This is a genomic window from Variovorax sp. 160MFSha2.1, assembly GCF_048305075.1.
Classification (GTDB): Bacteria; Pseudomonadota; Gammaproteobacteria; order Burkholderiales; family Burkholderiaceae_C; genus Variovorax; species Variovorax guangxiensis.
Window position 1 is genome coordinate 4,768,177 of record NZ_CP157624.1, and the last position, 26,208, is coordinate 4,794,384.

A 26,208-nucleotide genomic window follows, 5' to 3' on the forward strand; every position below is an offset into this window, starting at 1 on the left:
ACATGACGGCGGCCGCGACCACGGTGCATGCGCTGATCGAGCGCCAGGCACGAGAGCAGCCGCACGCGGTCTACGCGCGCGCCACGGAATCGGAGAAGCACATCGCCTACGGCGAACTCGCGCGCGGATGCCGCCGCGTCTCGGCCGTGCTGCGCGGGCTCGGCATGCAGCCGGGCGACACGGTCTCGGTCGTCATGCCCAACGGCCTGCAGACGCTGCGGCTGCTGCTGGGTGCGATGCACGGCGGCTTTCGCGTGAACCCGGTCAACCTGCTGTCTCAGCCCGAGCAGATGCGCTACGTGCTCTCGCATTCCGACTGCCGCCTGGTCTGCGTCGCGCCCGAATGGGAATCGCGCGTGCGCGGCATGGTCGAAGCCTTCGACCGGCGCGTGGAGCTGATCGTGGTCGACCCCGAGGGCGACGCGCTGCCCGGCGAGGAAGAAGCCGCCGCGGACGTGCCGCCGCCCTCGCCCGACGCGGTTGCGCTGCTGATGTACACCTCGGGCACAACCGGCAACCCCAAGGGCGTGATGCTCACGCAGCGCAACCTCGCCGCCAATGCGCACGCCATCAGCGAGGAGCACGGGCTGCGACCGTCCGACCGCGTGCTGGCGGTACTGCCGCTGTATCACATCAACGCCTTCACCGTGACCATGCTCGCGCCGCTGGCGCACGGCGGCAGCCTCGCGATGCCGCCGAAGTTCTCTGCCGGCCGCTTCTGGGAACAGGCCACGCAGACGCAGTGCAGCTGGATCAACGTGGTGCCCACCATGATCTCGTACCTGCTCGAAGGCCCGAAGCCGCCGCTCGCGCAGACGCTGTCGATCCGCTTCTGCCGCTCGGCCTCGGCCGCACTGCCGCCGGAGCACCTGCGCGCCTTCGAGCAGATGTTCGGCATCGGCATCGTCGAGACCATGGGGCTCACCGAGACGGCAGCGCCCTCTTTCTCGAACCCCATGGACCCTGCCGCGCGCAAGCTCGGCTCGGTCGGCCGCGCCTCGGGCTGCATGGCCGGCGTGGTCGACGCGCAGCTCGCGGCCGTGCCCGACGGCACCACCGGCGAACTCGTCATTCGCGGGCCGAACGTGATGCTCGGTTACTACAAGAACGAAGAAGCCACGCGCGCAGGCTTCACGCCCGACGGCTGGCTGCGTACCGGCGACCTCGGCCACCGCGACGAGGAAGGCTTCTTCTTCGTTACCGGCCGCATCAAGGAACTCATCATCAAGGGCGGCGAGAACATCGCGCCGCGCGAGATCGACGAGGCCCTGCTGAAGCACCCCGCCGTGCTCGAGGCCGCCTCGGTGGGCGTGCCCGACCGCCACTACGGCCAGGAGATCGGCGTGTGCATCGTGCTGCGCGAAGGCTGCGCCTGCACCGAGGAAGAACTGCGCGAGTTCGCCGCCACCGCGCTCGGCCGCTACAAATCGCCCGGCCACTACCGCTTCGTACAGGACCTGCCGCGAGGCCCCTCCGGAAAGGTGCAGCGACTGAAGCTGATGCCGCTCTTCGAGGCATGACGGCTGCCGAACTGCTGGTACCGCCGCTGGCGCCAGCAACGCTGGCCTACAGCCTCTGCGTGGTGTTCGCGGCCGGCATCGTGCGCGGCTTCGCGGGCTTCGGCTTCTCGGCCATCACCGTGGCGGGCATGTCACTGGTGATCTCACCCGCGCTCGTGGTGCCCGCGATCTTCATGCTGGAGATCCTCGCCAGCCTGAGCCAGCTGCGCGGCATCGCGCGCGACGTCGACATGCCATGGCTGGGCTGGCTGATGCTGGGCAACCTGATCTGCATTCCGCTTGGCGTGGCGCTGCTCGCGTGGTTGCCCGAGACGCCGCTGCGCCTGCTGATCGGCATTCTTCTGATGGCCGCCGCGCTGTTGCTGCGCAGCGGCGCGCATGTCGCGCTGGAGCCCACGCGCGGTCTGCGACTGGCCGCCGGGCTGCCTCGGGCTTCATCAACGGCGTGGCAGCCATCGGCGGCATTGCGGTCGCGGTGCTGCTGAGCACGGCGAAGATGGCGCCCGCCGCGCTGCGCGCCACGCTGATCGCGCTGCTGCTCTTCAGCGACGTGGTGTCGCTCATCAGCGCTGCGCTGATGCCCTCGTCGACGCACGCATCGGGCAACCTACTGGGGCCGGACACGCTCAAGTGGGCGCTGTGGCTGGCGCCTGCGATGCTGGCGGGCATCTGGTGGGGGCAGCGCTCTTTCAAGGGTGTGTCGCCGGAGCAGTTCAGGCGGCTGGTGTTGAATCTGCTGATCGGGCTGGCGGCGATGAGCGTGGTGCGGTCGGTGGCCGGGCTGGTGTGGTGAAGACTGTCGGCAGTCAGGCCGGCGGCGCCATCAACCCCGCGTCATACGCCTCGCAATAGCTCCCCCAATCCTCCACCACCTGCGCCGCACACTCATGCGCCGCATCCAGCAAGTCCCCGCGCCACGATTTCGCCGACGCGCCGAAGTCGATCAGCGCATCCGCGATGGCCGAGCCCTGGCGGCCCGAGCTGCGCAGTTGCGCCCAGGCCATGAGCTGGCCCATCTCGGCGATCACGCCGCGGATGTCGGCGAGGCGCGCGCGGTTCACGTCGAGCATCACGCGGTCTTCGCTGGGTTGGAGGCCGCGCAGCACGTACGAAGACTTGCGGCCGACGATGGGATGCAGGAAGGCCATCGACACGGCCTGCATGCGGCGCTGCAGGCCGACCACGCGGTGCGCCTCCGAAGGCCATTCGGGCTGCTTCGTCTTCTTCAGGTGCGGCACGAGCGACGACGGCAGCGCCTGCTTCAGGTCGAGCAGGAAGTTGGCGTCGGGCGAGCCCTTGCCTTCGATCAGCACGATGTAGCGCTCCACGCCGAGGCTGCCGGTGCCGGCGATGCGGCGGGCCACGTCGAGCACCTTGAAGAAGCCGGGGTTGGGCTGCGAGGCGGCGAAGTTGTCGATGAGCCTGGTGACCCGCTCGCGCTGCGCCTCGGTGGCCTGCAGCGCGTGCTTGCCGTCGCAGCGGATGGAGCGCCTGCGGCCCTTGCGGTCGCTGCGCCGGTCGAGGAACGCGGGGCGGGTGCGTGCCTTGAGGGTGTCGAGCAGGTCCCTGACGAGACCGCCTGCGGTGTCGCGCTCGATCCAGCGGGCCTTGCCCAGCACGAGCGCGCAGGCATAGGCATCGAGGAAGGTCCTGCACAGGGCATCTGCATCGGTGCTCTTGCACAGGCCCTCGCCCGCCACCAGGATGCTGGAGAGGAAGCGCGCCAGCTCCCACGTCACCGGCGCGAGCGCGGCTTCGTCGAAGTCGTTGAGGTCGAAGTAGACGAGCCGGTTGTCGCCCTTGTAGCTGCCGAAGTTCTCCAGGTGCGCGTCGCCGCACAGCCATGCAGTGGGGGCCTTGGAGAAGAGCGCGCCGGCCGGCAGGCGGTCGTAGAACAGGTGGCAGGTGCCGCGCAGGAAGACGAAGGGGCTGGAGCGCAGGTTGGCGTATTTCATCGCCAATCGTTCCGGATCGCGCCCGGCGTTGAAGCTGCGGATGGTCTTGGCGGCGTTGGGCATGCGTTTCGTCTTTCTTCCTCTTGCGCGGGTCGCGAGCGGCGGATTCTGTGGCCGCTCGCCCACTCGAAGCTGACGAAGCTGCGAGGCTGAAGAGGCCGAAGTCAGAGCAGCCCGGCCATCTTCTGCGCCGCCGCCTTCAGCGCATCGATGCGCCCGATCGCGTCGTCCATCGACATGCGCGCCGTGGGCGCATGCACGGCCAGCGCGGCGCGCACCGCGCCGGCCGCATCGCGCACCGGCACGGCCACCGCCACGAGGCCGGCGATGAATTCCTCGCGATCGCAGGAGTAGCCCTGCTTCGCGATTGCCTCGCACTCGGCGCGCAGCGCGGCTGCCTTGACGATGGTGTTGGGCGTCATGCGCTCCAGCGGCAGTCCGTCGATGAACGCATCGCGCTCCTTTGCCTGCATCTGCGCCAGGAAGAGCTTGCCGCTGGCCGTGCAGTGCAGCGGCACGTGCGAGCCCACGTCGAGCGTCAGGCGCAGCGGCCATTGCGCCTCGACGCGGTCGAGGTAGAGCACCTGCGCGCCGTCGAGGGTGGTGAGGTTGCAGGTCTCGCCGACCTGGCGCACCAGGGCCGACAGCACCTCGTGCCGCAGCCCGCGCACCACGCCGTGGTTGAGCGTGTCGAAGGCCAGCCGGCGCAGCGCGGGGCCGACGGTGAAGGAGCGCTCGTCCACGTCGCGCGCCAGGAAGCCGGTTGCCAGCAGCTGCGTGCAGATGCGGTGCGCCGTGCCCTTGGGCAGGCCGAGCTGCGCGGCCAGGTCGGCCAGCGTGAGCGCGCGGCCTTCGCTGGCGAGCAGCGCCAGCAGGCGCAGGCTGCGCTCGGCGGAGGAACCGGAGACGCCGGCGGACTCCACGTCGTCCTGGAGGGGCGCTGCGGCGGGAATCACTGCGGCGGATGCGCGCGCGGAACGTGGCATGCGGATAAACCTTGTGAAGAAAAGAAGTCGGTCCGGAAAGGTATGGCCATGGACGCAGCCTGGCCACGGCGATTGTTCCACTGCCCGGCCCCGCTATCTCCAGGCCCCATTCAGCGCATGCAGTGCGGCAAAGGCAGGCGCATTCGGCTGGGCTCCCAAAAGAATGTCCGGGATTTTTTTCGTAAACGAATTCGATGAATTTGTGATCAAAAAAAAGGCCGCGCATGGCCTCAAGAACCCGAAATCCCGACCGAAAAGAAAAGCACGGAATTCGCGCCGATTGAAGGGCGCCCAATTCCGACGGCGCTTATTGCGATCCCGCTTTTTCCTACCCTGACACCGGACCCATGAAAAATATCTCGACCCGGAAACTGCTCGCCGGGACTTTCACGATCCTCGCGCTGCTGGTGCTGCTTGTGAGCCTGCTGGCACTGCGTTCGCTGAATGCGGCCGACCACCGGTTCTCCAGCTACGTCGCCGGCATCGCGCACCGCAAGGCGCTGACGGCCGAGATCGGCATCGCCGCCAGCCGGAGGGCCATCGGCGTGCGCGAAATGGTGCTCGTGCAATCGGCGGCGGAGCGCGACCGGGCCAAGGCGATGGCGGTCGACAGCAACGAGAAGCTGCAATCCGCGCTGAAGCAACTCAAGAAGGCGCTCGACACGGAAAGCGATGTGACGCAGCGCGAACGGGCCATCTTCGAAAAGATGGAAAAGACCGAAAGGGAATACCTGCCCATTGCCCTTTCCATCGTCGAACTCGCCGCCGCCGGAAAACGCGAGGAGGCGATCGAAAGAATGAATACTGCGTGCAGGCCGTTGCTCCTGCAGCTGCTGCTCGCCTCGGTCGAATACGCGGACTACAACGCGGAAATATCGCAAAAGGATGTCGAGGCTTCCGCGGCGGCCTATTCAAGGCAGCTGACGCTGCTGCTCGCGCTGAGTTGCTTCGCGGTGCTGGCGGCGGTGGCGCTCGGCGTCTTCATTGCGCGCCGTCTCTTCTCGGCGCTGGGCGGAGAGCCAGCCATGCTCAGCGTGGCGGCCCACAGGGCAGCGTGCTGGCATCCATGGTCGCCATGCGGCGCCAGCTGGTCGCGCTGATCGGGCAGGTCCGCTCCTGTGCCGACAGCATCGCCGTCGCGAGCGCGGAGATCGCCCAGGGCAACAACGACCTTTCCCGCCGGACGGAGGCCGAGGCCTCTTCCCTTCAGGAAACCGCGGCCTCCATGGAAGAACTCAACGCCGCCGTCAGGCGCAACGCCGCCAGCGCGACCGAGGCGAACAGGCTCGCCCACGGCGCGAGCAACGTGGCGATGCGCGGTGGCGAAGTCGTGGTGCAGGTCGTGGAGACGATGAAGAGCATCAACGACGGCAGCAAGCGGATCGCGGACATCATCGGCGTGATCGACGGCATCGCGTTCCAGACCAACATCCTTGCGCTGAACGCCGCCGTGGAGGCCGCGCGCGCGGGCGAGAAGGGCCGGGGCTTCGCGGTGGTCGCCTCCGAAGTGCGCAGCCTCGCGGGACGCTCGGCCGACGCTGCGAAGGAGATCAAGGCGCTGATCGGCGCGAGCGTCGATCGCGTCGAGGCCGGCTCGGCGCTGGTCGACCGCGCGGGGGCCACCATGGCGGAAGTGGTCGACTCCATCAGGCGGGTCGCGAACATCGTCGGCGAGATCAGCACGGCCAGCTCCGCGCAAAGCGCCGGTGTCGCGCAGGTCAACGCAGCCGTGACGCAGCTGGACCAGGCCACGCAGCAGAACGCGGCGCTGGTCGAACAGAGCGCGGCCGCGGCGCAGAGCATGAACATCCAGGTCGAGCAGCTGATGCAGGCGGTCTCGGCCTTCCGGGTCGGCAAGGCGCGCCCTGACGCCGTTGCCAAGCGCGCCGCCGAGCCGGTGCTTCGGCTCTCGGCGGATAGCGCACTGGCTTAGGAATCGGAAGGCCCGCCCCGCCGCCACCCGGCTCGGCATGCGGGTAAACGTTAAAAACGGAACATTGCGTTCCGAAAATCAATGACCTAGGATCGGTTCGAACAAGGGCGCTCGCCCCTCCAGAACTTCCCCCGGGACCATTGCATGCCTGAAGAAGAGTTCGACTACATCGTCGTCGGCGCGGGTTCCGCCGGCTGCGTGCTGGCCGGCCGGCTCAGTGAAGACCCGGCCACGCGGGTGCTGCTGCTCGAAGCCGGCCCGGCGGACCGGTCGCTGTGGATCCACCTTCCCATCGGCTACGGCAAGACGATGTGGAGCTCCACCTACAACTGGCGCTTCGAGACCGACCCCGACCCGAACATGAACGGCCGGCGCATCTACTGGCCGCGCGGCAAGACCCTGGGCGGCTCCAGCTCGATCAACGGCCTGATCTACATCCGCGGCCAGCGCGAGGACTACGACCACTGGGCCGCGCTGGGCAACGCCGGCTGGGGCTACGACGATGTGCTGCCCTACTTCATCAGGTCGGAAGGCAACCAGCGCGGCGGCGACGCCTTCCATGGTGGCGAGGGGCCGCTGAAGGTTTCGGACATCGCGGCGAAGCACGAACTCATCGAAGCCTTCATCGATGGCGCCGTGCAGACCGGCGTGCCGCGCACCGACGACTTCAACGGCGCCGCGCAGGAAGGCGCCGGCTACTACCAGCTCACCACGCACAAGGGCTGGCGCTGCAGCACGGCCAAGGCCTACCTGACCCCGGCGGTGAAGCGGCGGCCCAACCTGCGCATCGAGACCGAGGCGATGGCCGGGCGGCTGCTGTTCGACGGCAGGCGCGCCACGGGCATCGCCTACCGCCAGCGCGGCGAACTGAAGACCGCGCGCTGCCGCGCAGAGGTGCTGCTGTCGGCGGGCTCGCTGCAGTCGCCGCAGCTGCTGCAGCTCTCGGGCATCGGGCCGCGCGCGCTGCTCGATCGCTTCGGCATTCCGGTGGTGCAAGAGCTGCCCGGCGTCGGCGAGAACCTGCAGGACCACCTGCAGATCCGCCTGGGCTACGAATGCACCAAGCCCATCACCACCAACGACCAGCTCAACTCCTGGTTCGGACAGATGGGCATGGGCCTCGAATGGCTGCTGCACCGCACCGGCCCGCTGGCGGTGGGCATCAACCAGGGCGGCTGCTTCATGCGCGCGCTGAAGGATGCCGAGGGCCGGCCGGTGGCGGCCACGCCCGACATCCAGTTCCACGTGGCCACGCTCTCGGCCGACATGGCGGGTGGCAAGGTGCATCCGTACTCGGGCTTCACGATGTCGGTGTGCCAGTTGCGGCCCGAGTCGCGCGGCCACGTGCGCATCCGCTCGCTCGACGCGGCCGAGCCCCCCGAGATGCAGCCCAACTACCTTTCGACCGAACTGGACCGCGCGACCACCGTGGCCGGCGTGAAGGCCGCGCGCGCCATCGCCGAATCGCCCGCGATGCGCCCCTACGTGAAGCGCGAGGTGAAGCCCGGCCCCGGCGCGGCGAGCGACGCCGACCTGCTGGAGTTCTGCCGCAACAACGGCGCCACCATCTTCCACCCCACCGGCACCTGCCGCATGGGCGCCGACGCGCTCGCGGTGGTCGACGCGCGCCTGCGCGTGCACGGCATGGCGGGGCTGCGCGTGATCGACTGCTCGGCGATGCCGACGCTGGTGTCGGGCAACACCAACGCGCCCGCCGTGATGATGGCCGAGAAGGCCGTCGACCTGATCAGAGAGGACGCGAGAGCGACAGCCGCCGCGCAGTGAGTTCCCGCATCGAACGAATCCCACGGTCCGCAGAGACCGCCACGACAACCTCATCGGAGACAGACATGAGCGCAAGCGACGAGAAAGCGATTCGCAGGGTGGTGGTTTCGGCCCTGGTGGGCGCCACCATCGAGTGGTACGACTTCTTCCTGTACGGCGTGGTGGCCGGCATCGTGTTCAACAAGCTCTACTTCCCGGGCAGCGACCCGGTGGTGTCGACCCTGCTGGCCTACACGACCTTCGCGGTGGGCTTCGTCACGCGGCCGCTGGGCGGCGTGATCTTCGGCCACTTCGGCGACAAGATCGGCCGCAAGAGCATGCTCATCATCACGCTGATGATCATGGGCGTGGCCACCTTCCTCATCGGCCTGGTGCCCACCTACGCGCAGATCGGCATCGCGGCGCCGCTCTTGCTGTTGCTGCTGCGCGTGGCGCAGGGCATCGGGCTGGGTGGCGAATGGGGCGGCGCAGTGCTCATGGCCTACGAGTACGCGCCGAAGGAGAAGCGCGGCTTCTACGCCTCGCTGCCGCAGATCGGGCTGGCCATCGGCCTGTGCATGGCCTCGGGCGTGGTGGCGCTGCTGTCGTGGCTGCTCACCGACGAGCAGTTCCTCTCGTGGGGCTGGCGCATCGCCTTCCTGATCTCGGGCGCGATGGTGATGGTGGGCATGTACATCCGCCTGCACGTGAAGGAAACGCCGGAGTTCGCGGCCGTGAAGGCGCGCAACGCCGAGCTGCGCATTCCCTTCATGGACATGCTGCGCCGCTACCCCGGCAACGTGTTGAAGGGCATGGGCGCGCGCTACATCGACGGCGTGTTCTTCAACATCTTCGGCGTGTTCTCCATCAACTACCTCACGAGCACCATCAAGATCAACCGCACCGAGGCGCTGCTGGGCGTGATGGCCGCGGCGGTGGTGATGTGCTTCGCCATTCCCTTCTTCGGGCGCATGTCCGACCGGCTGGGGCGCCCGCGCGTGTACATGTGGGGTTCGCTCATCACGGCCGTGTCGGCGTTCCCGGGCTTCTGGCTCATGACGCACAGCGGCGGCAACGTGCTGCTGGTGTGGCTGTCGATCATCATTCCCTTCGGCATCCTGTACGCCTCGGTGTACGGACCGGAGGCCGCCCTCTTCTGCGACCTGTTCGACGCGAAGGTGCGCTACACGGGCATCAGCTTCGTCTACCAGTTCTCGGGCATCTTCGCCTCGGGCATCACGCCGATCATCGCGACGGCGCTGCTGAAGTCGGGCGGCGGCGAGCCATGGCAGATCTGCCTGTATGTGCTGTTCGCGGGCGTGGTGTCGGCGGTGTGCGCGTGGATGATCGGGCGCGGCGCCTCACCTGCGGATGCACCGGCGGCGGTGGCCTCGCGCTGAGGGCCACGCAAACCTTTCAGAGCGCGCTGCCTATGCCGAGCGCGCGCATCACGGCCGCGGTGCGCGTCTCCACGCCCAGCTTCACGTACACGTGCTCCAGGTGCTTGTGCACCGTGCGGGGGCTGATCTGGAGCAGGGCGGCGATCTCGGCGTCGGTCTTGCCGCGCGCCAGCCAGTGCATGACCTCGCCTTCGCGCGGCGTGAGGGCCGGAGTGCGCTTTGGCGGCGAGACGGCGCGCGCGGATACCTCCGCGCAGGTCAACCGGTACAGCAACGCCACCGCGACCACATGCTCCAGCCCCGCGCGGCGATAGTGCTCGGCCTGCATCGATGCGCGGCGGAACTCTCGCCGGCCCGGTGCCTTCGCGGCGTTGCGCCGGATTGCATGCACGCCGTGATGCCGCACGGGCGACTGCCCGGATTCCAGCTGTTCCAGCAGGCGGAGTGCGCTCGCGCAGTCGCCGCGCGTGAGATGCGTCATGGCATGCCCCTTTCTTCGTGCATACGCATTGCTGCGTATGGCGCCCGTACGCATCGGGACGGAGGATCGCCCTTCGTCCCTCTGCCGCGAGCCCAGTATAGGCAGGCAAGGGACGCGCGAGCCGTCCGCCGGCGAAGGGGAAACACATGGCTATCGACGAAACAAGGCTTAACGCGTTCATGGGTAACTTCGTCCATGACATCGGCGCCGTGATGCACGCCGCAACCATCGTCGTGGGCGACCAGCTCGGCCTGTACAAGGAAATGGCGAAAGGACCGGGCACCGTGGAAGAGCTGGCCAAACGCACCGAGACCGATCCGCGCTACCTGCGCGAGTGGCTCTCGGCACAGGCCGCCAGCGGCTATGTGGAGTACGACCCGAAGAGCGAGCGCTTCTCGCTCACCGAAGAGCAGGCCTTCGCGCTCGCCGAGGAAGGCAGCCCGGCCTTCGTGCCCGGCGCGTTCCAGATCGCCGTGGCGCAGTTCAAGGCCGTACCCAAGATGGTCCAGGCCATGCGCACCGGCCTGGGCATCGGCTGGCACGAGCACGACCCCGCCCTCTTCCACGGCACGGAGCGCTTCTTCAGGCCGGGCTATGCGGCCAACCTGGTGAGCCAGTGGATACCGGCGCTCGAAGGCGTTTCCGCCGCGCTCGAGCGCGGCGCGCGCGTGGCCGACGTGGGCTGCGGACACGGCGCCTCCACGCTGCTGATGGCACAGGCCTACCCCGAGTCGAGCTTCGTCGGCTTCGACTACCACGCCCCCTCGATCGAGCGTGCGCGCGAGACGGCGCGCAAGGCCGGCATCGACGATCCGAAGCGCCTGAGCTTCGAGGTCGCGAGCGCGAAGGACTTCCCGGGCAAGGACTACGACCTTGTCGCTTTCTTCGACTGCCTGCACGACATGGGCGACCCGGTGGGCGCGGCGGCGCACGTGCGCGGCAGCCTGAAGCCGCAGGGCACCTGGATGCTGGTGGAGCCCTTCGCCAACGACCGCCTGGAGGACAACATGAACCCGGTGGGGCGCGTGTTCTATTCGGCCTCGAACTTCATCTGCACGCCCGCCTCGCGCTCGCAGGAAGTGGGACTGTGCCTCGGCGCGCAGGCCGGCGAGGCGCGGCTTCGCGACGTGGCTTCCAAGGGCGGCTTCGCGCATTTCCGCCGCGCCAGCGAGACGCCCTTCAACCTGATCTTCGAAGCACGTCCGTGAGGACATCCAAGGAGCTGCCGCCATGTCACGCCAATACATCGACTGCCGCGAATACCCGAGCACCATGAACTGCAGCGTCGCGCTCAGCGCCGACAGCGAGAGCGAGCTGCTCGATGCCGCCGTACAGCACGCCGTGACCGTTCACGGCCACACCGACACGCCCGAGCTTCGCAAGCAGCTCGCGAGCATGTTCAAGACCGGCACGCCGCCGCTGCAGGCACCTGCCGCGCAGAAGTTGCCCGCCTGACAGCTGAGCCGGCCGCGGCGGTCGCTGCGCCGCCGGCCGGTCCCTGACTCTTGGCTGACCGATGGCCGGCTGGCCACCGGGTATCGCCGCATCTACACTGCGGCCATGAAGAGAACAGGGGAAGCACAGCGCTGCCTGCAGCCCGTGGTGGAGCTGCGGAAGGAAGTTTCGTCCTACGCCTACTCCGTTCGCGCGCCCCGCTCCAGGGGCGTGATACCTCCCAGCTCGTACCGCAACGGCGGCTTCGCCACGCTGGCCGAATGCCTCGGCGACGTGGCGCGCGCAATGGGCGGCGACTTCTCGCGCATCTACGTGCGGCTCGAGGGCTTGTGCGTCGGCGAGCGCGACATCGTGGAGTTGCGCCGCGACCCCGAGAGGGTCGCCGTCGAACTGAAGGCCGGACTCGAGGCCGAACTGAAGGCGAAGGCCGCCTTCGAGGTCAGGGCCGAGAGCGTGTCCGAGCCCGGCGAAGGCTGATCGCGATAACCAGCCCCATCGCCGCGGCGCCGCAGCCGGCAAGGAACACGCCGCCGTACCCAGCCCTGTCCGCGAGCAGCCCGGCCAGCGGGCCCGTCAGCCCGTAGGCGACGTCCTGGAAGGCGGAGAACCCGCCCAGCGCCGTGCCGCGCAGATGAGGCTGCACCAGATGCACGACCTCTCGCCCCATGGACGGAAAGATCATCGAGCAGCCGAGCCCCGTGAGGAACGCGCCGACAAGGGCAACCACAGGATCGGAAGCGCTCCAGATCAGCGCCTGCCCCACCGTCTCGACCGCAAGCGAGCCGATGGCCACGGGCAGTCCGCCCACGCGGTCCGGCAGGTGGCCGAAGAGCACGCGCACCAGCACGAAGCCGCCGCCGAAGGCCGTCAGGCCCAGCCCGGCGTAGCGCCAGTGCTGGTCGAGGAAATGCAGCGTGAAGAACGCGCCGATCGCCGCGAAGCCGATGCCCTGCAGGCACACGATGGTGCCGTGCGGCCAGACCTGGCCGATCACGCGCCAGAACGGCGGCCGCTCGGCGCCCGGATGCGCGGGCACGCCGGACATGCGCCAGATCGCGAGCATGCCGAGGCAGGGCAGGATCACGCCGACGCTCATCACGCCGGCGTATCCGAAGCGCTGCTGCAGCGCGAGGCCGATCGGCCCGCCGACCGCCAGCGCGCCGTAGATGGCGGCGCCCACCAGCGCCAGCACCTTACCCGAGCGCACCGGGCCGACGAGCCCGATGCCCCAGCCGATGATGCCGACGCCGACCAGGCTTTCGCCGAGGCCGACCAGCAGCCGGCCCGCCAGCAGGACGAAGTAGGCCGTCCAGGGCGACTGCACCAGCAGGCCAGCGACCAGCGAGACCAGTGCGCCGCTCACATAGAAGACCAGCCCGCGCGACACCGCGGCCTTGGCCCCGGCGCGGTCGGACTGCGTGCCGGCATGGGCCCGGCTCAGCACGGTGGCGAGAAAGGCGATGCCGACGCCGAGCCCAGCCCACACGTTGCCCAGCCCGAGCTGCCCCGTCACGAAGATCGGAACGACGGGCAGGGACATGCCGACGCAGAGATAGGAAATGAAGAGGATGGCCGTCAGCAGCAGCAGTCGGCCCTGCGCGGGGTCGCGCGTCGATGATGGTGGCGATGACGATGAAGTCGTGGCCCGTGTCGATGGAGAAGTCATGGTGTCGTCCAGGTTCGTGGTGTTCTCCCGGCCGACCGGAGCGCGCATGCGAACGCACCCCGACCGGCAAGGGTCGTGGAGTGCGTTGGTTGACGTCAGACGCTTACGGCCAGTGCGACTGGCACTGCGGACACCGTGGCGTCCGCGTTGGAGTGGTGGCGGTAGTCAGCCGGGCTGCTCGATGCCGCTCGACAGACGAAGGCCGGCCGGTTTCATGCGAGCCGCATCGACAGTTCGACGTCATCGCCGAAGGGCGTGGACATGTAGCCCGAGGCGGGCGAGCGCACATGCGCGAGGTACTCGGGGCAGTAGTCGGCGTTGTCGGCGACGACGAATGCGCCGGGCCTCAGGCGGCTTTCGACCAGCGCGAGGATCTCCGGGTAAAGGGCCTTGGCGCCGTCGAGCAGCAGCAGGTCGATCGACCCGGGCAAGTCGGCTGCGAGCGTGCGCAGCGCGTCGCCCTCGCGAATCTCGACCAGGTCGGCGAGGCCGCCAGCCTCGAGGTTGCGGCGGGCGCGCGCCACCTTGGAGGGCTCGAACTCTGTGGTGACGACACGGCCGCCGCCGTTGTCGCGCAGGGCGGCGGCGAGGTGCAGCGTAGAGATGCCGAAGGAAGTGCCGAACTCGACGATGTTCCGCGCGCCGCCGCTGCGCGCCAGCATGTAGAGCAGCAGGCCGGTCTCGCGCGAGACGGGCAGCGGGACGTCCTTGAGCCGCGCGTAGAGATCGATGTAACCGGTCTTGCTGCGCATCAGCTTCGAGCGCTCTTCGTCGGACAGGCCGGCGATCGCCGCGCTCATCGCGGGCGATGCCTCGGCGGCCTCGGCGAACAGGCGCTCCAGCAGGGGCGCCAGTGGTTTGTTGGTGAGGGTTGTCACAGGGGTTCTTCGTGTCGGAGTGAAGGTCGGCCAATAATATGAAGGAACATTCACATTTCCTATTCGCGTTGCGAACCCCGCCCATGGCCGACCGTCAGAACCCGCCGATCTCCTCCCGAAGAAAGCCCAAGCAGGCCCGCTCCAACGACCTCGTCGCGGCCATCCTCGAGGCAGCCCTTCAGGTTCTGGAGAAGGAAGGCGCGCAGCGCTTCACCACCACGCGCGTGGCCGAGAGGGCCGGCGTCAGCGTCGGGTCGGTGTATCAGTACTTCCCCAACAAGGCGTCGATCCTCTTCCGGCTGCAAAGTGACGAGTGGAAGCAGACGAGCGACATGCTCTGCGGCATCCTCGAAGACGCCCAGCGCCCGCCGCTGGAGCGGCTGCGCATGCTGGTGCACGCCTTCGTGCGATCGGAGTGCGAGGAAGCCGGAATGCGCGTGGCGCTCAACGACGCCGCCCCGCTCTACCGCGACGCGCCCGAGGCGCACGAGGCACGCGCCGCCGGCGACCGCATCATGCAGGCCTTCATGCGCGAGGCCTTGCCCGACGCCGGCGAAGCCACGCGGGCGCTGGCGGCCGACCTGATCACGACCACGTTCAGCTCGGTGGGCAAGCAGTTCTCGGAAAGTCCGCGCACCGACGCGGAGATCAAGATCTATTCGGACGCCATGGCCGACATGTTCTGCGCCTACCTCCAGAGCCTCGGGCACGGCCAGCAGAAGAAGCGCCCTCGCCGACCGGCAGGCCTCTAGCCCTCGCACCTTTGTCTTTGTATTTCGCACGAAACACTGCTTACCTCTTGATGCAGTTCAGGGTATGCCTGCGCCACACGGCGTCACGCCCGTAGCGCGCTGGGCCTCAACCGGCGGTGCAGGCGAGCATTGCCCGCACCCGCCTCGGCAGCCATCGGCCCCCGCTTGGGTACCCGCTTCCGGGCATATCGCCCGCCGCAACGCGTACTTACATTTTTGGCTTGCAAATCGAAAACGACGGCATGTGCAGGCGGAGGACAGATTCGCGCCCGCACGCGGGAGCCTGCCCGTTCAGGCGACGAACGAACAAGTTGGGAAGCCATGAACAAGGTTTTTCGGACCCTCTGGAATCAAGCCCGCGGCACCTGGGTCGCCGCACCCGAGACCTCGCGCGGCCATGCGCGATCGGCGCAACAGCCGGCCGAGGCGATGGCCATTGCCTTCGCGCTCGCCCCTGCCTTCGCGGCGCTGCTGCTGGGTGCCGGCCCGGCGCTGGCGGCGGGCGGCGCGGGCGGCCAGCCCGCCAACGACACCTCGCTGCACGCCGGCTCAGGCGGTGCCGACGGCAGTGGCGGCAGCGGCGGGCTCAACGACACCACGGTGAATGCGAACGGCGGCGCCGGCGGATCGTCGACCGACGCGGGCCCGACGGCCGGCTCCGCAGCCAACATCGGCTCCTTCGCCGGCGCCACCGCCGGCACGGGCGGCGCGGCGGGCGCGGGCAGCAACGTCGTCAGCCCCGGCGTGCTGCAGGGTGACAACGGCGCGGCCGGCCAGTCGCAGACCGGCGACTTCAGCAACGGAAACGGCTACGGCGGCGGCGGCGGTGGCGGCTTCCAGGGCGCGTCCATCGGCACTGGCGTCACCACCTCTTCCGACAGCTACACGGGCGGCGCTGGCGGCGCGGGCGGCAACGGCTACTGGGCGGCCGGTGGAGGCGGTGCGGGAGGCTACGGCTCCATCCTCATCGGGCCGACCGGCAACTACACCGCCACCGGCAGCTCGACCGGCGGCGCCGGCGGCAAGGGCGGCGACGCCTTCTCGCAAGCCGGTGGCGGCGGCAGCGGCGGCGCCGGCTTCTTCCTGAATGCGACGACCTCGGGCATCGTCTTCACCAACAACGGCGTCATCGCCGGCGGTGCCGGCGGCGCGGGCGGCTCCGAGCTGCTGCCGGCGCGCAGCAACGCGTCGGGCGGCGGCGGCGGCGCCGGCGGCAGCGGCATCACGCTGGCGGGCAGCGCGGTCTCGGTGACCAACACGGGGGCGGTCAGCGGCGGCGCCGGTGGCGCGGGGGGGGCCGGCGGCGGCGGCGCGGGCGGAACCGGCTCACCGGGCGCCGGCGGCGATGGCGGCATCGGCCTGCGGGCGACGGGCGCCAGCACGATGATCACCAACAGCGGCTCCATCACCGGCGGCAACGGCGGCGTCGGCGGCGCCAGCAGCAACGGGGGCGCGAGCGGTGCCAACGGCGCGGGCGGTGTGGGCGTGTCGGGCGCCAACCTCGGCATCGTGCACAGCGGCAGCATCACCGGCGGCATGGGCGGCGACGGCGTCACCCGCGCGGCGGCCGTGGAGTTCACCGGCGGCAGCAACAGCCTGACGCTGAACGCCGGGGCGGCGCTGACGGGCGCCGTGGCCATCGACGGCGGCGCCACCGCCAGCATCGTCGCGGGCGCCGATGGCCTGAGCCTGAGCAGCCCGCTGCTGCTGGGCGGCACCGGCACCATCGACACCAACGGGCACGACATGGGCTGGTCGGGCCCCGTCTCCGGAACCGCCGGCCTGGTGAAGAGCGGCGCGGGCACGCTGACGCTGTCGGGCGCCAACGTCTACACCGGCGCCACCAGCGTCAACGCCGGCACCCTGCGCGCCGGAGCGGCCAATGCGCTCAGCAACGCGAGCGCATTCACGGTCGCGTCGGGCGCCACGCTGGACCTCGCCGGCCAGAGCCAGACCATCGCGTCGATGGCCAATGGCGGCACCGTCTCGCTCGTCGGCTCCGCGCCGGGCACCACGCTCACCGTGACCGGCCCGTGGGTCGGCAACGGCGGCACCTTGCGCCTGGGCACCGCGCTGGGCGACAGCAGCAGCGCGAGCGACCGGCTGGTGCTCAGCGGCGCGACCGCCATCGCCAGCGGCACGACCAACGTGCAGATCACCAACCTCGGCGGACTCGGCGCGCTGACCACCGGCAATGGCATCGAGGTCGTCAGCGCGATCAACGGCGCCACCACCACCGCGCAGACCACGAAGAACGCCTTTGTGCTGGCGGGCGGCCACGTCGATGCCGGCGCCTACGAGTACCGGCTGTACGCCGCCGATGCGAGCGGCGCGGGCGAGAACTGGTACCTGCGCTCCAGCGCCGTGGTCACGCCTCCCGCCAACGGCGGCGGAGGCGGAAGCACCGGCGGCACCGGTAGCGGCGGCGGCACCGGCGGCGTGAGCGTGCCAACCTACCGCACCGAAGTGCCGCTGTACGCCGCGCTGCCCGAGCAGTTCCGCCAGGCCAACCTGTCGATGCTCGGCAGCATGCGCCAGCGCTTCGGCGACGACGGCCCGCCCGGCAGCAACGACGCCGGCCCGGCCATGCAGGACCGGAGCTACCGCCAGGTCTGGGCCCGCATCGTCAGCACCGACCGCACCATCAGCCAGGGCGGCACCGTGAACCCCACCAGCAAGGGACGCCTCACCGGCTTCCAGGCCGGCACCGATCTCTGGGCCGACGCCCACTGGCGCGCCGGCGTCTACCTCGGCGAACTCAACGGCGACATGCGCGTGAACGGCTTCGCGCGCGGCATCGTCAACTACGCGGCCGGCTCCAACGACCTGCGCAGCCAGTACCTGGGCGCCTACGCCACCTGGAAGAACGACAGCGGCCTGTACGTCGACGGCGTGCTGCAGGCCGGGCGCCATCACTACACGGCATCGCCCGCGCTGAGCTATTCCAGCTCCGGCAAGGGCAGCAGCCTGCTGGCCTCCATCGAGGTCGGCCAGTCATTCGCCATCGCGCCGGGCTGGACCATCGAGCCGCAGCTGCAACTGGTGCACCAGCGCATCAGCCTGGACGACGGCGGCATCGCCGCCGCGCTGGTGCAGCAGCACAGCCACAGCGGCTGGATGGCGCGCGCCGGCGTGCGGGTGAAGGGGGAGATCGCCACCTCCGCCGGCCTGCTGCAGCCCTATGTGCGCTTCAACGTCTACCGCAACGGCAGCGGCACCGACACCGCCCGCTTCATCGGACCCGCGGCCTACACCGACATCGCCACGCGCACCGGCGGCACCAGCACCGAACTGGCGGCGGGCGCCACGCTGCAGCTCACGCAGAACGCGAGCCTGTACGCGGAGCTGGGCAAGCTCTGGGCCTCGGGCGGCGGCGTGCGCACGAAGAGCAGCGGCATCGAGGGCAGCGTGGGCGTGAAGTTCCGCTGGTAATGCAAGGACGCGGCGGCGCGCTCAACGCCGCCCGCCGCCGTCCTCGCGAACCATCTCGACGACCGACAGCACCGCCTCGATCACCGCCTCCGGGTCGTCGAACTGGATGTCGTGGCTGGAGTTCGGCAGCGACAGGTGCCTGCCGCGCGAAGACCACTCCGCTTCTTCCATGTGGAGCTGCTGCCAGATGGCCAGCACCTCGCGGCCCTGTGCGGGCGTGATCTTCATTCCCCGGAGCTCGGCCTCGGTGTACGGCGCCATCGCGGTGAGCACCACCAGCGCACGCCTGCCCAGGTCGCGGAAGGCGCCCGCCTCGGCGAGCATGGCATCGGTCGCGTCGCTCTCCGCCATCTGCGTGACCATCGACTTCGGCGCGTAGGCCCGGACCGCCCGCGCATCGCGCTCGCTCTGGTTCGGCGCACGGGGCAGCAGCCTCGGGGCCGCCGCCCTCAGCAGGCCGGTCCACGCGAGCGACACCGCGACGCGCGAACGCAGCGAGCGGGTTTCCGTCATGTAGGCCGCGACGCGCGCCACCTGGTCTGGATGCGACGGGTCCACCAGAACCAGCCCCGCCACCTCGTCGCCGAAGTACCGCGTGAAGGTCGTGGCGAACAGTCCACCCAGCGACTGCCCGACCAGCACGAAAGGCCCGCGCTCTCCCGCTCGCGCCAGAGCCTCGTGAAGATCGCTTGCCACCTGCTTCGCGCTGATCGGCGCACCCGACGGGTCGCTCCACATCAGCCCCGCGCGGCTGTAGGCGCACGCCCGCGTGCGCGCCGCGATGGCCGGCTGCACCGCCGACCAGCTCAGCGAGCCATCGACGCTGAGCCCGGCTTCGAACACGACCGTGGGCGAACCGGAGCCCCGGCAGTCGAGCTGGATACGGCGCCCGCCGCCGACATCGACCATCTTTCCCGGCGCGGGGAAGTCCCGCTGCGCCCGGTAGCGGCCGACCTGCTCGTACACCACGCCCGCGAGGATGGCCAGCGCGAGAAGTGCCGTGCTCCAGAAGACGATGCGCATCATCACCAAGGAAGATCTGTTCGACGAAGGCTTCACCGCGGCCATGGTGCCACCGCCAGGCGGCCAAGGCCACCGGCTAATGCTTCGAGCGATCGCCGCGCACCGGCCCCGGCACGAAGGCGTTGGTGCGCGCCATGTAGTCGAGATAGGCGGGGCGGCGCTCGCCGATGTCGCTTTCGAGCATGCGCACACCCGAGACCTTCAGCAGCAGCCAGGTCATGAGCAGCGGCGACACGATGCTCCACGCCCCGCCCCACCCCGCGCCGCCGATGGCCATGAGCCAGATGCCCCACCATGTGCAGGCCTCGCCGAAGTAGTTGGGATGCCGCGTGTAGCGCCACAGGCCGCGGTCCATCACCTGGCCACGGTTCGCGGGGTCGGCCTTGAAGCGCGCCATCTGCGCGTCGCCGATGGCTTCGAAGAGGATGCCGAAGAGCGCCAGCGCGCCGCCGACCGCATCGAGCGGACCGAGCGACCGCGCAGCCGCCATGCCCGGAAGGAAAGGCGCCGACACGATCCAAGCCAGCACCGCCTGCAGCGCGAACACCAGATACAGGCTCCTGAAGCCGAAGTTCGGCTGGTTGCGCGCGCGTATCGCCTGGTATCGGCGGTCTTCGCCATGCCCCCAGTTGCGCCACGTGACGTAGATGCACAGCCGCAGCGCCCAAGCGGTGCCCAGTACCGCCATGCACAGTCCGCGCGCGGTCTGCGCGGGCAGCAGCAGGAAGTACACGAGGCCGGCACCCGCAATGAAGACCGACCACATCCGGTCGACGAGGCTCGCGTCGTGCCGTGCGAGGCTCACGGCCCAGGTCGGCAGCGCCAGCGATGCGGTCCACGCCAAGCCCGCAAGAGCGACCACGGTCATGCCGCTGCTCATGCGCGGCACTCGAAGAGATGGCGGTCCACCGGGCGGCGCTTCCGGTGGTCGAAGCAGGAGAACGGCTGCAGCCCCTTCAAGGCCCGGCGGATGGCGAATGCGATGTCCTGCGGCATGTGCGTCTGGTCTTTCCCCTGGGGACACGCGCGGGGGCGTGCATGGACAGGTGTACGCGGCGAATCGGGTTTTGGATGAGCCTCGGCTAAAGTCGGCCACGACCTTACCCACATCCCGAAGACATGCGTGACGTTCTCTACTACTCGTTGATGCTCCTGCTGGGCTTCGCCTGGTACAGGTTCGGGCAAAACCTGCTGCGCAAGGGCAACCGCGACGAGAACGACGAGCTCACCAAGGGAATCGTGGGGCCCGTGGGCTTCCTGATGGCTGGCGGCATCGCCTGCTACCTCTTCTTCGGCGTGCTGCGCGCGCTGGTCCGGGCAGAGGTGCCATGCATCGGCAAGGGCTGTGCGGGACAGCTCTACACCCTGGCGGCCAATCCCGGCGAATTCTGGGCCAACGTGCTCTTCATGGTGTGGATGGTGCTCGCCCTGGGCTATGCGCTGTACGTGACGCTCAGGATCTGGTTCAGGGTCTAGGGCGCGATTGCCGGTGCGCCATCGGTCGAACGGGTCACCTGCGTGACCTCGCACCGACACCGGCTACGGCGGCTACCCCAGCTGAAAGGGCGGTAACATTTCTGCGTGCTCCGCCGCCCCACCCTGGTCGGACCACCATGAGAACAGCAGGAACTCCGGGGTGTCACCGCAAATGGAGCCCCCTGATGTGGAGCATCCTGGCCGATCTTTTTGTCGGCATCTTCGATTTCGTTGCCGATGTCTTCCTGTTCCGGCGTCTGCGCCACAAGCGCGGCCACCGTGACCGCGGCCTTGCCGAAGACACGCTGGCGGTCGCCCGGTTCGACTTCGTCACCCTCGTTTTCATCGGCCTGGCCTGCGCCGGATTGATGCTGCTCCTGGCACTCGGATTCGGCTTGCCGGCCGGCTGGAGCGTCGGGATCGGTCTCGCCGTCGGCGTCGTGTGGGGAATGTGGCGATATTTCCGGCTGGTTCGCGAGCGATGAGCGGGGCCGGCGCCCGGCTTGAACCAAATATCGTTGGCTCGCTGCGCAACAAAGCCTCAGAATGCGTCGCGCCTATCTGGTCCTCGACAGTGGAGCTCCGACATGAAGAATCGCCTTGCGCTGGTATTGGCCCTGTTGATTGCTGTGCTGTGCACAGCCAATGCCGGAGCACAACCGGCCTTCCCGAGCAGCTTCAAGACCCGGACCGTCACCCTGGCGGATGGCGCGAGCATCTTTGTCCGCTCCGGCGGTGCCGGCCCCGCCGTGGTGCTCATCCACGGGTTCGGCGACACGGGCGACATGTGGGCCCCGCTGGCGCAAGAGCTCGCGAAGACGCACCTGGTGATCGTGCCGGACCTCCGCGGCATGGGGAAATCGTCGAAGGCCACCAGTGGCTACGACAAGAAGTCGCAGGCTGCTGACATACGCGCGGTCGTGACTGCCCTGAAGCAGGACCAGAGCGCCGTCGTCGGGCATGACATCGGCACGATGGTCGCCTATGCATATGCGGCCAGCTACCCCGACAAGGTCGACAAACTCGTCGTGATGGACGCGCCCGTGCCCGGCGTCGCGCCATGGGACCAGATCATCCTGTGGCCCGCGTTGTGGCACTTCAACGCCGGCGGCCGCGATTTCGAGCGACTGGTCGCCGGCAGGGAGCGCATCTATCTCGACCGGTTCTGGAACGAGTTTGCCGGCACGCCTTCGAAGATCGACGAGGCGACGCGGCGGCACTACGCCAGGCTCTATGCGCAGCCGGGCGCGATGCGCGCCGCCTTCGCGCAGTTCAACACCATCGCCAGCAACGACGTTGCCGACAACATCGCGTTCTCCAAGACCAGGCTCGCCATGCCGGTGCTCGCCATTGGCGGAGAGAAGTCCTTCGGCGACAACATGGCGATCGTCATGCGCAATGCGGCAACCAATGTGCGCGGAGAAGTCGTGCCGGGTGCAGGACACTGGTTGATGGAAGAGAGTACCGGCGTTACGGTCGGGTTGATCAGCAAATTCCTGGCTGCTTCGCAGTAGCGCCGTCTGCGCACCTTTGCTGACGGACGCCGGATTCAGAGAAGAGACGACACCACCTCGCGGCAGGTGCGGAACATCCTGCGGGGCCCCAGGTCGTCGATACGCTGATCCTCGCCGTACTGACGCGGCTGGCCGGCGAGTGGCGGATCAAGGCGCTCGAGAACGTGACGCTGGCGAATCCCGCACGGGGGAAGCGGTGCCGCGACCGACACAGGCTCAGTAGGACCCCGGCGGCGGCGTGTGCCTCATTCGCCGCGACGTGGCCATGCTGATGAAGCGCGCACGCGCAGCGCCGAGCCGGGCGCGGCCGGCGCCGACGAAACCGCCGATGGCCGACTTCACCGCATCCGCTACCGGCGACTCCCGCGGGTATGAGGGCGACAGGCCGCACTTGCGCATCAGCCGGTTCACCTGGTGGATGCGGGCCACCTCGCGCGTGGCGGCGGTGTAGAAGGTCACGCCGATCGAGATCGACAGGCGATCGCCGGCGCCGGTCCCGCCGACCTGCGAGCGGGTCATGTGGGGCGAGGTGCTGGGGAAGTAGATGACATCGCCCGGCCGTGCGTCGAACTCCAGCCCCAGCGGCATGAACGCTTCGCTGAAGCGAACCTTCTTCAGCGACTGAGTGACGATGAAATCCTCCACGGCGTCGGCCGGCACGATGCCGCGGTCGCGGTGGTCCCACACGTTGAGGATCTTGTGGCCATGCAGCTGCAGCCAGAAGTTGTTCTCGCGGTCGATGTGAAAGGGCGTGACGGAAGGCGGCGCCGAGAAGAACACGAAGCCGTTCACCCTGAAGATGTCCGGCTGCTCGCGCTCCACGAGCGCGCGCATGGAGTTCACCACCGACATCAGCAAGGCCTGGTAGCGGGGAACGACTTCGATGTTGTAGAAGGCGCACGACGAGCCCGGCTCCTCCATGCGCTCGAAGAACTCGTCGATGCTGCGCCCGCCCGGCGGCCTGCCCTCGTGCGAGAGCGCCGAGGAAATCGTTCTCTTCGGGTCCATGAACCTGCACTGGTCCACCTTCGAGAGCTCCATGCCGAGCTTCACGAGTTCGGGCACCTGGAACAGCGGATGCTCGTGGAAGTTGTGGTGCATCGGCGTGATGCGCTGGGTCGAGAAACCCTCGGGGTCGTCGGTCCAGACCCGATATGTCGCCGGCCCCGAAGTCCCGACGGAATTCATGCTGGTCAAGCGCATGGCAGCACCTCCGGAACGCTTTCCGGACTCCAGCCCCCGAACGAAGGCGAGGCCGCAGCCCACGAGCAGAAGTAGTACTTTGGAGTTCAATACTGGAGCGGGTTTATGAACACTCCCTGACCACTCCCATGCGCTTTCGCAGGCTTGATCCGCAGTCGCAAAAAGGAGGTCCCGTGGTTCTTCGCGCCGCTGCCTGCGCCAGGGCATCGCCATCGAAATCGACGGCTGCGCGCGCGACGGCTCCAGCATCTTCACCAGGTTCGATGCCGCATCGCGAGGCCCTTCCTCCGGGCTGCGCGCCGCCCCCGCCGCGAGCCGGGGCGGCGACGGCACCTGGCTGCGCCGCTCAGGCCGAAGCCGTTTCCCGGTGGTTCGCCACGGCGCGGCGCCCGCGCTTGACGGAGTACATGGCCTCGTCGGCCAGCCGCAGCGCCTGCGCCGCGGAGGTGGTGCGCGGGTCGATGGCGACCACGCCGACGCTCGCGCCGCGGTAGTCGAGCGTGGCGCCCTGCAGCCGCAGTTCGCCCACGGTGCTTTCGCCCAGCCGCTCGGCGAGCGAACGCGCCGCGGCGTTCGGCGCCTGGTCGAAGGCCGGGCCGGCGCCGATCACCACGAACTCGTCGCCGCCGTTGCGCGCCAGCATGTCGCCCGCGCGCAGCGAGGCCGACATGCGGGCGGTCATGGCGACGAGAAACTCGTCGCCGATGTCGTGGCCGTGGGTGTCGTTGATCTTCTTGAAGCCGTCCATGTCTATGAAGCCGACCAGCACGCTGGTGCCGTCGCGCTCGGCCTGCGCCATCAGCCTGCGCAGGCCGTCGACGAGCGTGCGGCGGTTCGGCAGGCCCGTGAGCGCGTCGGTGGAAGCGAGGGTGACGACTTCGGCATGGGCCTTCTCCAGCTTCCTGTAGAGCAGCTCGCGCTCCACCTGCTGGCCGATCAGCCGCGCGAACAGCTGCAGCACGGGCTCGGCATGCGGCGCCAGGGGCTGCTGCGTCGAGCTCGCGGCGCACAGGGTGCCGAACAGGTCGCCGCCCTCGGTCTTGACCGGCGTGCTTACGTACGTCTGGATGCCGAGCTCCTTTGCCGCGTCGGAATCGCCCCAGCAGCTGGCGACGTCGCCGGTGTAGGTGCGGCCCTCTTCCATGGCGCGCTTGCAAAGCGTGTCGGCCCAAGGCACGGTGAGGCCCTCTGGAATGCTCAGCTGCCGCACATTGCGCGAGAAGAGGATGTGCTGCTGTCCCTTGTCGAGGTCGATGGTGGTGAGGTAGGTCGACTCCAGCCCGGTCACCGCGCCGAGCATCTCGAGCATCGGACGGGTCAGGTCTTCCAGCGTCCGGGCCGAAGCCACCGAGTCGGAGAGTTGTTCGATCAGAGATTCCATGGCCGGCATTTTGACGGCGAAGCGGCCCCGGCAGCGGTTCCCCGGTCGCCAGGAGGCTTTCGGGCCGCGTCGCGCCCCCGGAATCACGGGTTTATGCTTGCGCCGGCCTTGGGCCGCCCGGCCTCCACAGATCTTGAAACAACAGGAAACTCATGTTTGACCATGTCAAATTCGGCGTGAGCGACTACGCGGCGAGCAAGGCGTTTTTCTTAAGGGCGCTCGAACCGCTCGGCGTGGCCGTCGTTTCCGAGGGCGTACCGAGCTACGGCGTCGAACTCGCCTCGAAGAGCAAGGCCTCGCTGTGCCTGTTCCAGACCGACGAGAAGCCGGCGCACCTTCACCTCGCGTTCAAGGCCGAGACCCGCCAGCAGGTCGACGCGTTTTATCGCGCGGCGCTGGAGGCGGGAGGCAGGGACAACGGACCGCCCGGCCTGCGCCCGCAATACCACGCGAACTACTACGCGGCCTTCGTCATCGGCCCGGACGGGCACAACATCGAAGCGGTCTGCAACGAGCCCCGGGCCTGACCCGGTAGCTCAGCGCGTCGCGCGCGACCAGGCCTCGTACAGGTCCTCGCCCTCGTCGCGCACCGGCAGCGCGCGCACGGGCATCTCGCGCTGTTCGATGGGCCGCGCGATCTCCAGGTAGCCACGCTCGGCCGACAGGTCGTGCGGCTCGCCGTCCTCGTTGGAGTAGGCGTAGTAGACCTCCTTCACTCCCGCCAGGTACATCGCCGTGAGGCACATCGGGCACGGATAGCCGCTGGCGTACACCACGCTGCCCGACAGGTCGGTGCCGCCCTGCGCCTTGGCGGCGATGCGCACGGCCTGCATCTCGGCATGGGCCGTGGGGTCGCACAGGGCATCGACCTCGTTGACGGCATGGGCCAGCACCTTGCCGTTGCGCACCAGCACGGCGCCGAAGGGCCAGGTCCTGCGCTCGCGCACGTTGCGCATGGCCAGGCGGATGGCGTCGACCATGTATTTCTCTGCGTTGGGTTCGGATTGGAGTTGGGGTTGGGTCATCGCTATGGGCTCCGGCGGCAGTCAGCTGCCGCGATACGTTGAAAAGAACCAGGGCGCGCACAGCATCGGCACGTGGTAGTGCTGCGCGGCGTCGAAGATGGAGAAGCGAACGGGCACCACGTCCGAGAGCCCATCGGCGGCCTTGAAGTGGTCGCCGACGTGGAAGCGCATTTCGAAGTGGCCGGTGCGCGCGTCCTTGGCCGCGAGCATGGGCGCGTCGGTGCGGCCGTCGGCGTTGGTGCGGGTGCTGTTCAGGCGCGTGGGCGGAGTGGTCGCCATGTCGTAGAGCTCCACCTGCAGGCCGGCCAGGGGCCTTCCGTTGGTGATGTCGAGCACGTGGGTCGAGATGCCGGTCATGTCGTGT

General features: G+C 68.8%; 26 protein-coding genes and 1 pseudogene. 16 read left to right on the forward strand and 11 right to left on the reverse strand.

What is annotated here, in order from left to right:
• The first annotated feature begins 2 nt into the window (after positions 1-2).
• Genes ABL838_RS21685 through ABL838_RS21695 form a run of 3 tightly spaced genes read left to right on the forward strand, consistent with a single transcriptional unit; the run spans position 3 to position 2,313 of the window.
• Positions 3-1,520, forward strand: a complete 1,518-nt coding sequence (locus ABL838_RS21685) for an AMP-binding protein (RefSeq protein ID WP_418121840.1) — start codon at positions 3-5, stop codon at positions 1,518-1,520.
• Entirely contained in the window at positions 1,517-2,005 is a 489-nt protein-coding gene (locus ABL838_RS21690; RefSeq protein WP_418121841.1) for a sulfite exporter TauE/SafE family protein, read from the forward strand. Before ABL838_RS21685 ends, ABL838_RS21690 begins: the two co-directional genes overlap by 4 nt.
• Positions 1,966-2,313 carry a TSUP family transporter gene (locus ABL838_RS21695; RefSeq protein WP_418121842.1) on the forward strand — a complete coding sequence of 116 codons (348 nt, stop codon included), beginning with the start codon at positions 1,966-1,968 and terminating at the stop codon, positions 2,311-2,313. The genes ABL838_RS21690 and ABL838_RS21695 overlap by 40 nt, the downstream gene beginning before the upstream one ends.
• 13 nt (positions 2,314-2,326) lie before the next feature.
• On the opposite strand, the gene ABL838_RS21700 is transcribed toward ABL838_RS21695, so the two are convergent.
• Both ABL838_RS21700 and ABL838_RS21705 read right to left on the reverse strand, forming a co-directional pair.
• Positions 2,327-3,538, reverse strand: coding sequence for a DUF2252 domain-containing protein (locus tag ABL838_RS21700; protein ID WP_418121843.1), 1,212 nt, complete (start codon positions 3,536-3,538; stop codon positions 2,327-2,329).
• Positions 3,539-3,639: 101 nt separating this feature from the next.
• Positions 3,640-4,461, reverse strand: a complete 822-nt coding sequence (locus ABL838_RS21705; protein ID WP_418121844.1) for an IclR family transcriptional regulator — start codon at positions 4,459-4,461, stop codon at positions 3,640-3,642.
• Between the two features lie 347 nt (positions 4,462-4,808).
• Here ABL838_RS21705 and ABL838_RS21710 point away from each other — a divergent pair, with 347 nt between their 5' ends.
• From ABL838_RS21710 to ABL838_RS21725, 4 genes and pseudogenes are all read left to right on the forward strand, one after another.
• On the forward strand, positions 4,809-5,561 hold the full coding sequence (locus ABL838_RS21710) for an MCP four helix bundle domain-containing protein (RefSeq protein WP_418121846.1): 753 nt from the start codon (positions 4,809-4,811) through the stop codon (positions 5,559-5,561).
• A pseudogene (locus ABL838_RS21715) lies at positions 5,516-6,394 on the forward strand (methyl-accepting chemotaxis protein); the annotation flags it as partial. The gene ABL838_RS21710 and the pseudogene ABL838_RS21715, both read left to right, overlap by 46 nt.
• A gap of 144 nt (positions 6,395-6,538) precedes the next feature.
• Positions 6,539-8,179 (forward strand): GMC family oxidoreductase, encoded by a 1,641-nt coding sequence (locus ABL838_RS21720; protein ID WP_418121848.1) that lies wholly within the window; start codon positions 6,539-6,541, stop codon positions 8,177-8,179.
• Positions 8,180-8,244: 65 nt separating this feature from the next.
• Positions 8,245-9,558 (forward strand): MFS transporter, encoded by a 1,314-nt coding sequence (locus ABL838_RS21725; protein WP_418121849.1) that lies wholly within the window; start codon positions 8,245-8,247, stop codon positions 9,556-9,558.
• Positions 9,559-9,574: 16 nt separating this feature from the next.
• Here the strand turns inward: ABL838_RS21725 and ABL838_RS21730 are convergent, their stop codons facing one another.
• Complete coding sequence (locus ABL838_RS21730) at positions 9,575-10,039, reverse strand: helix-turn-helix transcriptional regulator (protein WP_369661399.1); 465 nt, start codon at positions 10,037-10,039, stop codon at positions 9,575-9,577.
• Between the two features lie 146 nt (positions 10,040-10,185).
• On the opposite strand from ABL838_RS21730, the gene ABL838_RS21735 reads away from it, so the two are divergent.
• The 3 genes from ABL838_RS21735 (at position 10,186) to ABL838_RS21745 (ending at position 11,971) form a co-directional block, all read left to right on the forward strand.
• A complete protein-coding gene (locus ABL838_RS21735; protein WP_126024470.1) occupies positions 10,186-11,247 on the forward strand; it encodes a class I SAM-dependent methyltransferase in 1,062 nt (353 codons plus the stop codon).
• 22 nt (positions 11,248-11,269) lie between these two features.
• Positions 11,270-11,494, forward strand: coding sequence for a DUF1059 domain-containing protein (locus tag ABL838_RS21740; RefSeq protein ID WP_126024469.1), 225 nt, complete (start codon positions 11,270-11,272; stop codon positions 11,492-11,494).
• Between the two features lie 105 nt (positions 11,495-11,599).
• Entirely contained in the window at positions 11,600-11,971 is a 372-nt protein-coding gene (locus ABL838_RS21745) for a hypothetical protein (protein WP_126024468.1), read from the forward strand.
• Here the strand turns inward: ABL838_RS21745 and ABL838_RS21750 are convergent.
• Both ABL838_RS21750 and ABL838_RS21755 read right to left on the reverse strand, forming a co-directional pair.
• Positions 11,934-13,160, reverse strand: coding sequence for an arabinose transporter (locus ABL838_RS21750; RefSeq protein ID WP_418121852.1), 1,227 nt, complete (start codon positions 13,158-13,160; stop codon positions 11,934-11,936). The genes ABL838_RS21745 and ABL838_RS21750 overlap by 38 nt on opposite strands.
• A gap of 212 nt (positions 13,161-13,372) precedes the next feature.
• Positions 13,373-14,038: an O-methyltransferase gene (locus ABL838_RS21755; RefSeq protein WP_418117286.1), complete on the reverse strand. Its 666-nt coding sequence runs from the start codon at positions 14,036-14,038 to the stop codon at positions 13,373-13,375.
• An 83-nt stretch (positions 14,039-14,121) separates the two neighbouring features.
• Between ABL838_RS21755 and ABL838_RS21760 the strand changes: the two genes are divergently transcribed.
• Both ABL838_RS21760 and ABL838_RS21765 read left to right on the forward strand, forming a co-directional pair.
• Positions 14,122-14,790: a TetR family transcriptional regulator gene (locus ABL838_RS21760; protein WP_418121854.1), complete on the forward strand. Its 669-nt coding sequence runs from the start codon at positions 14,122-14,124 to the stop codon at positions 14,788-14,790.
• A gap of 321 nt (positions 14,791-15,111) precedes the next feature.
• Positions 15,112-18,222 (forward strand): autotransporter outer membrane beta-barrel domain-containing protein, encoded by a 3,111-nt coding sequence (locus ABL838_RS21765; RefSeq protein ID WP_418121856.1) that lies wholly within the window; start codon positions 15,112-15,114, stop codon positions 18,220-18,222.
• Between the two features lie 21 nt (positions 18,223-18,243).
• On the opposite strand, the gene ABL838_RS21770 is transcribed toward ABL838_RS21765, so the two are convergent.
• Positions 18,244-19,290 (reverse strand): alpha/beta fold hydrolase, encoded by a 1,047-nt coding sequence (locus tag ABL838_RS21770; RefSeq protein WP_418121857.1) that lies wholly within the window; start codon positions 19,288-19,290, stop codon positions 18,244-18,246.
• A gap of 31 nt (positions 19,291-19,321) precedes the next feature.
• Entirely contained in the window at positions 19,322-20,125 is an 804-nt protein-coding gene (locus ABL838_RS21775; protein WP_418121858.1) for a DUF1295 domain-containing protein, read from the reverse strand.
• A gap of 239 nt (positions 20,126-20,364) precedes the next feature.
• On the opposite strand from ABL838_RS21775, the gene ABL838_RS21780 reads away from it, so the two are divergent.
• The 3 genes from ABL838_RS21780 to ABL838_RS21790 all read left to right on the forward strand — a co-directional run bounded on the left by ABL838_RS21780 (position 20,365) and on the right by ABL838_RS21790 (position 22,235).
• The gene (locus tag ABL838_RS21780; protein WP_369661392.1) at positions 20,365-20,721 is read left to right on the forward strand and encodes a hypothetical protein; all 357 of its coding nucleotides are present in this window, start codon (positions 20,365-20,367) and stop codon (positions 20,719-20,721) included.
• Between the two features lie 185 nt (positions 20,722-20,906).
• On the forward strand, positions 20,907-21,206 hold the full coding sequence (locus ABL838_RS21785; protein ID WP_418121859.1) for a hypothetical protein: 300 nt from the start codon (positions 20,907-20,909) through the stop codon (positions 21,204-21,206).
• Between the two features lie 102 nt (positions 21,207-21,308).
• Entirely contained in the window at positions 21,309-22,235 is a 927-nt protein-coding gene (locus tag ABL838_RS21790; protein WP_126024460.1) for an alpha/beta fold hydrolase, read from the forward strand.
• Between the two features lie 216 nt (positions 22,236-22,451).
• Here the strand turns inward: ABL838_RS21790 and ABL838_RS21795 are convergent, their stop codons facing one another.
• Both ABL838_RS21795 and ABL838_RS21800 read right to left on the reverse strand, forming a co-directional pair.
• On the reverse strand, positions 22,452-23,438 hold the full coding sequence (locus tag ABL838_RS21795) for a JmjC domain-containing protein (RefSeq protein WP_418121861.1): 987 nt from the start codon (positions 23,436-23,438) through the stop codon (positions 22,452-22,454).
• A 346-nt stretch (positions 23,439-23,784) separates the two neighbouring features.
• The gene (locus tag ABL838_RS21800; RefSeq protein ID WP_418121863.1) at positions 23,785-24,819 is read right to left on the reverse strand and encodes a diguanylate cyclase; all 1,035 of its coding nucleotides are present in this window, start codon (positions 24,817-24,819) and stop codon (positions 23,785-23,787) included.
• Positions 24,820-24,971: 152 nt separating this feature from the next.
• Between ABL838_RS21800 and ABL838_RS21805 the strand changes: the two genes are divergently transcribed.
• Positions 24,972-25,346, forward strand: a complete 375-nt coding sequence (locus ABL838_RS21805) for a VOC family protein (protein WP_418121864.1) — start codon at positions 24,972-24,974, stop codon at positions 25,344-25,346.
• A 9-nt stretch (positions 25,347-25,355) separates the two neighbouring features.
• On the opposite strand, the gene ABL838_RS21810 is transcribed toward ABL838_RS21805, so the two are convergent.
• Together ABL838_RS21810 and uraH are read right to left on the reverse strand one after the other, a co-directional pair.
• On the reverse strand, positions 25,356-25,844 hold the full coding sequence (locus ABL838_RS21810) for a nucleoside deaminase (RefSeq protein ID WP_126024456.1): 489 nt from the start codon (positions 25,842-25,844) through the stop codon (positions 25,356-25,358).
• Between the two features lie 21 nt (positions 25,845-25,865).
• A complete protein-coding gene (gene uraH / locus ABL838_RS21815; RefSeq protein ID WP_418121866.1) occupies positions 25,866-26,201 on the reverse strand; it encodes a hydroxyisourate hydrolase in 336 nt (111 codons plus the stop codon).
• Between the last annotated feature and the right edge of the window lie 7 nt (positions 26,202-26,208).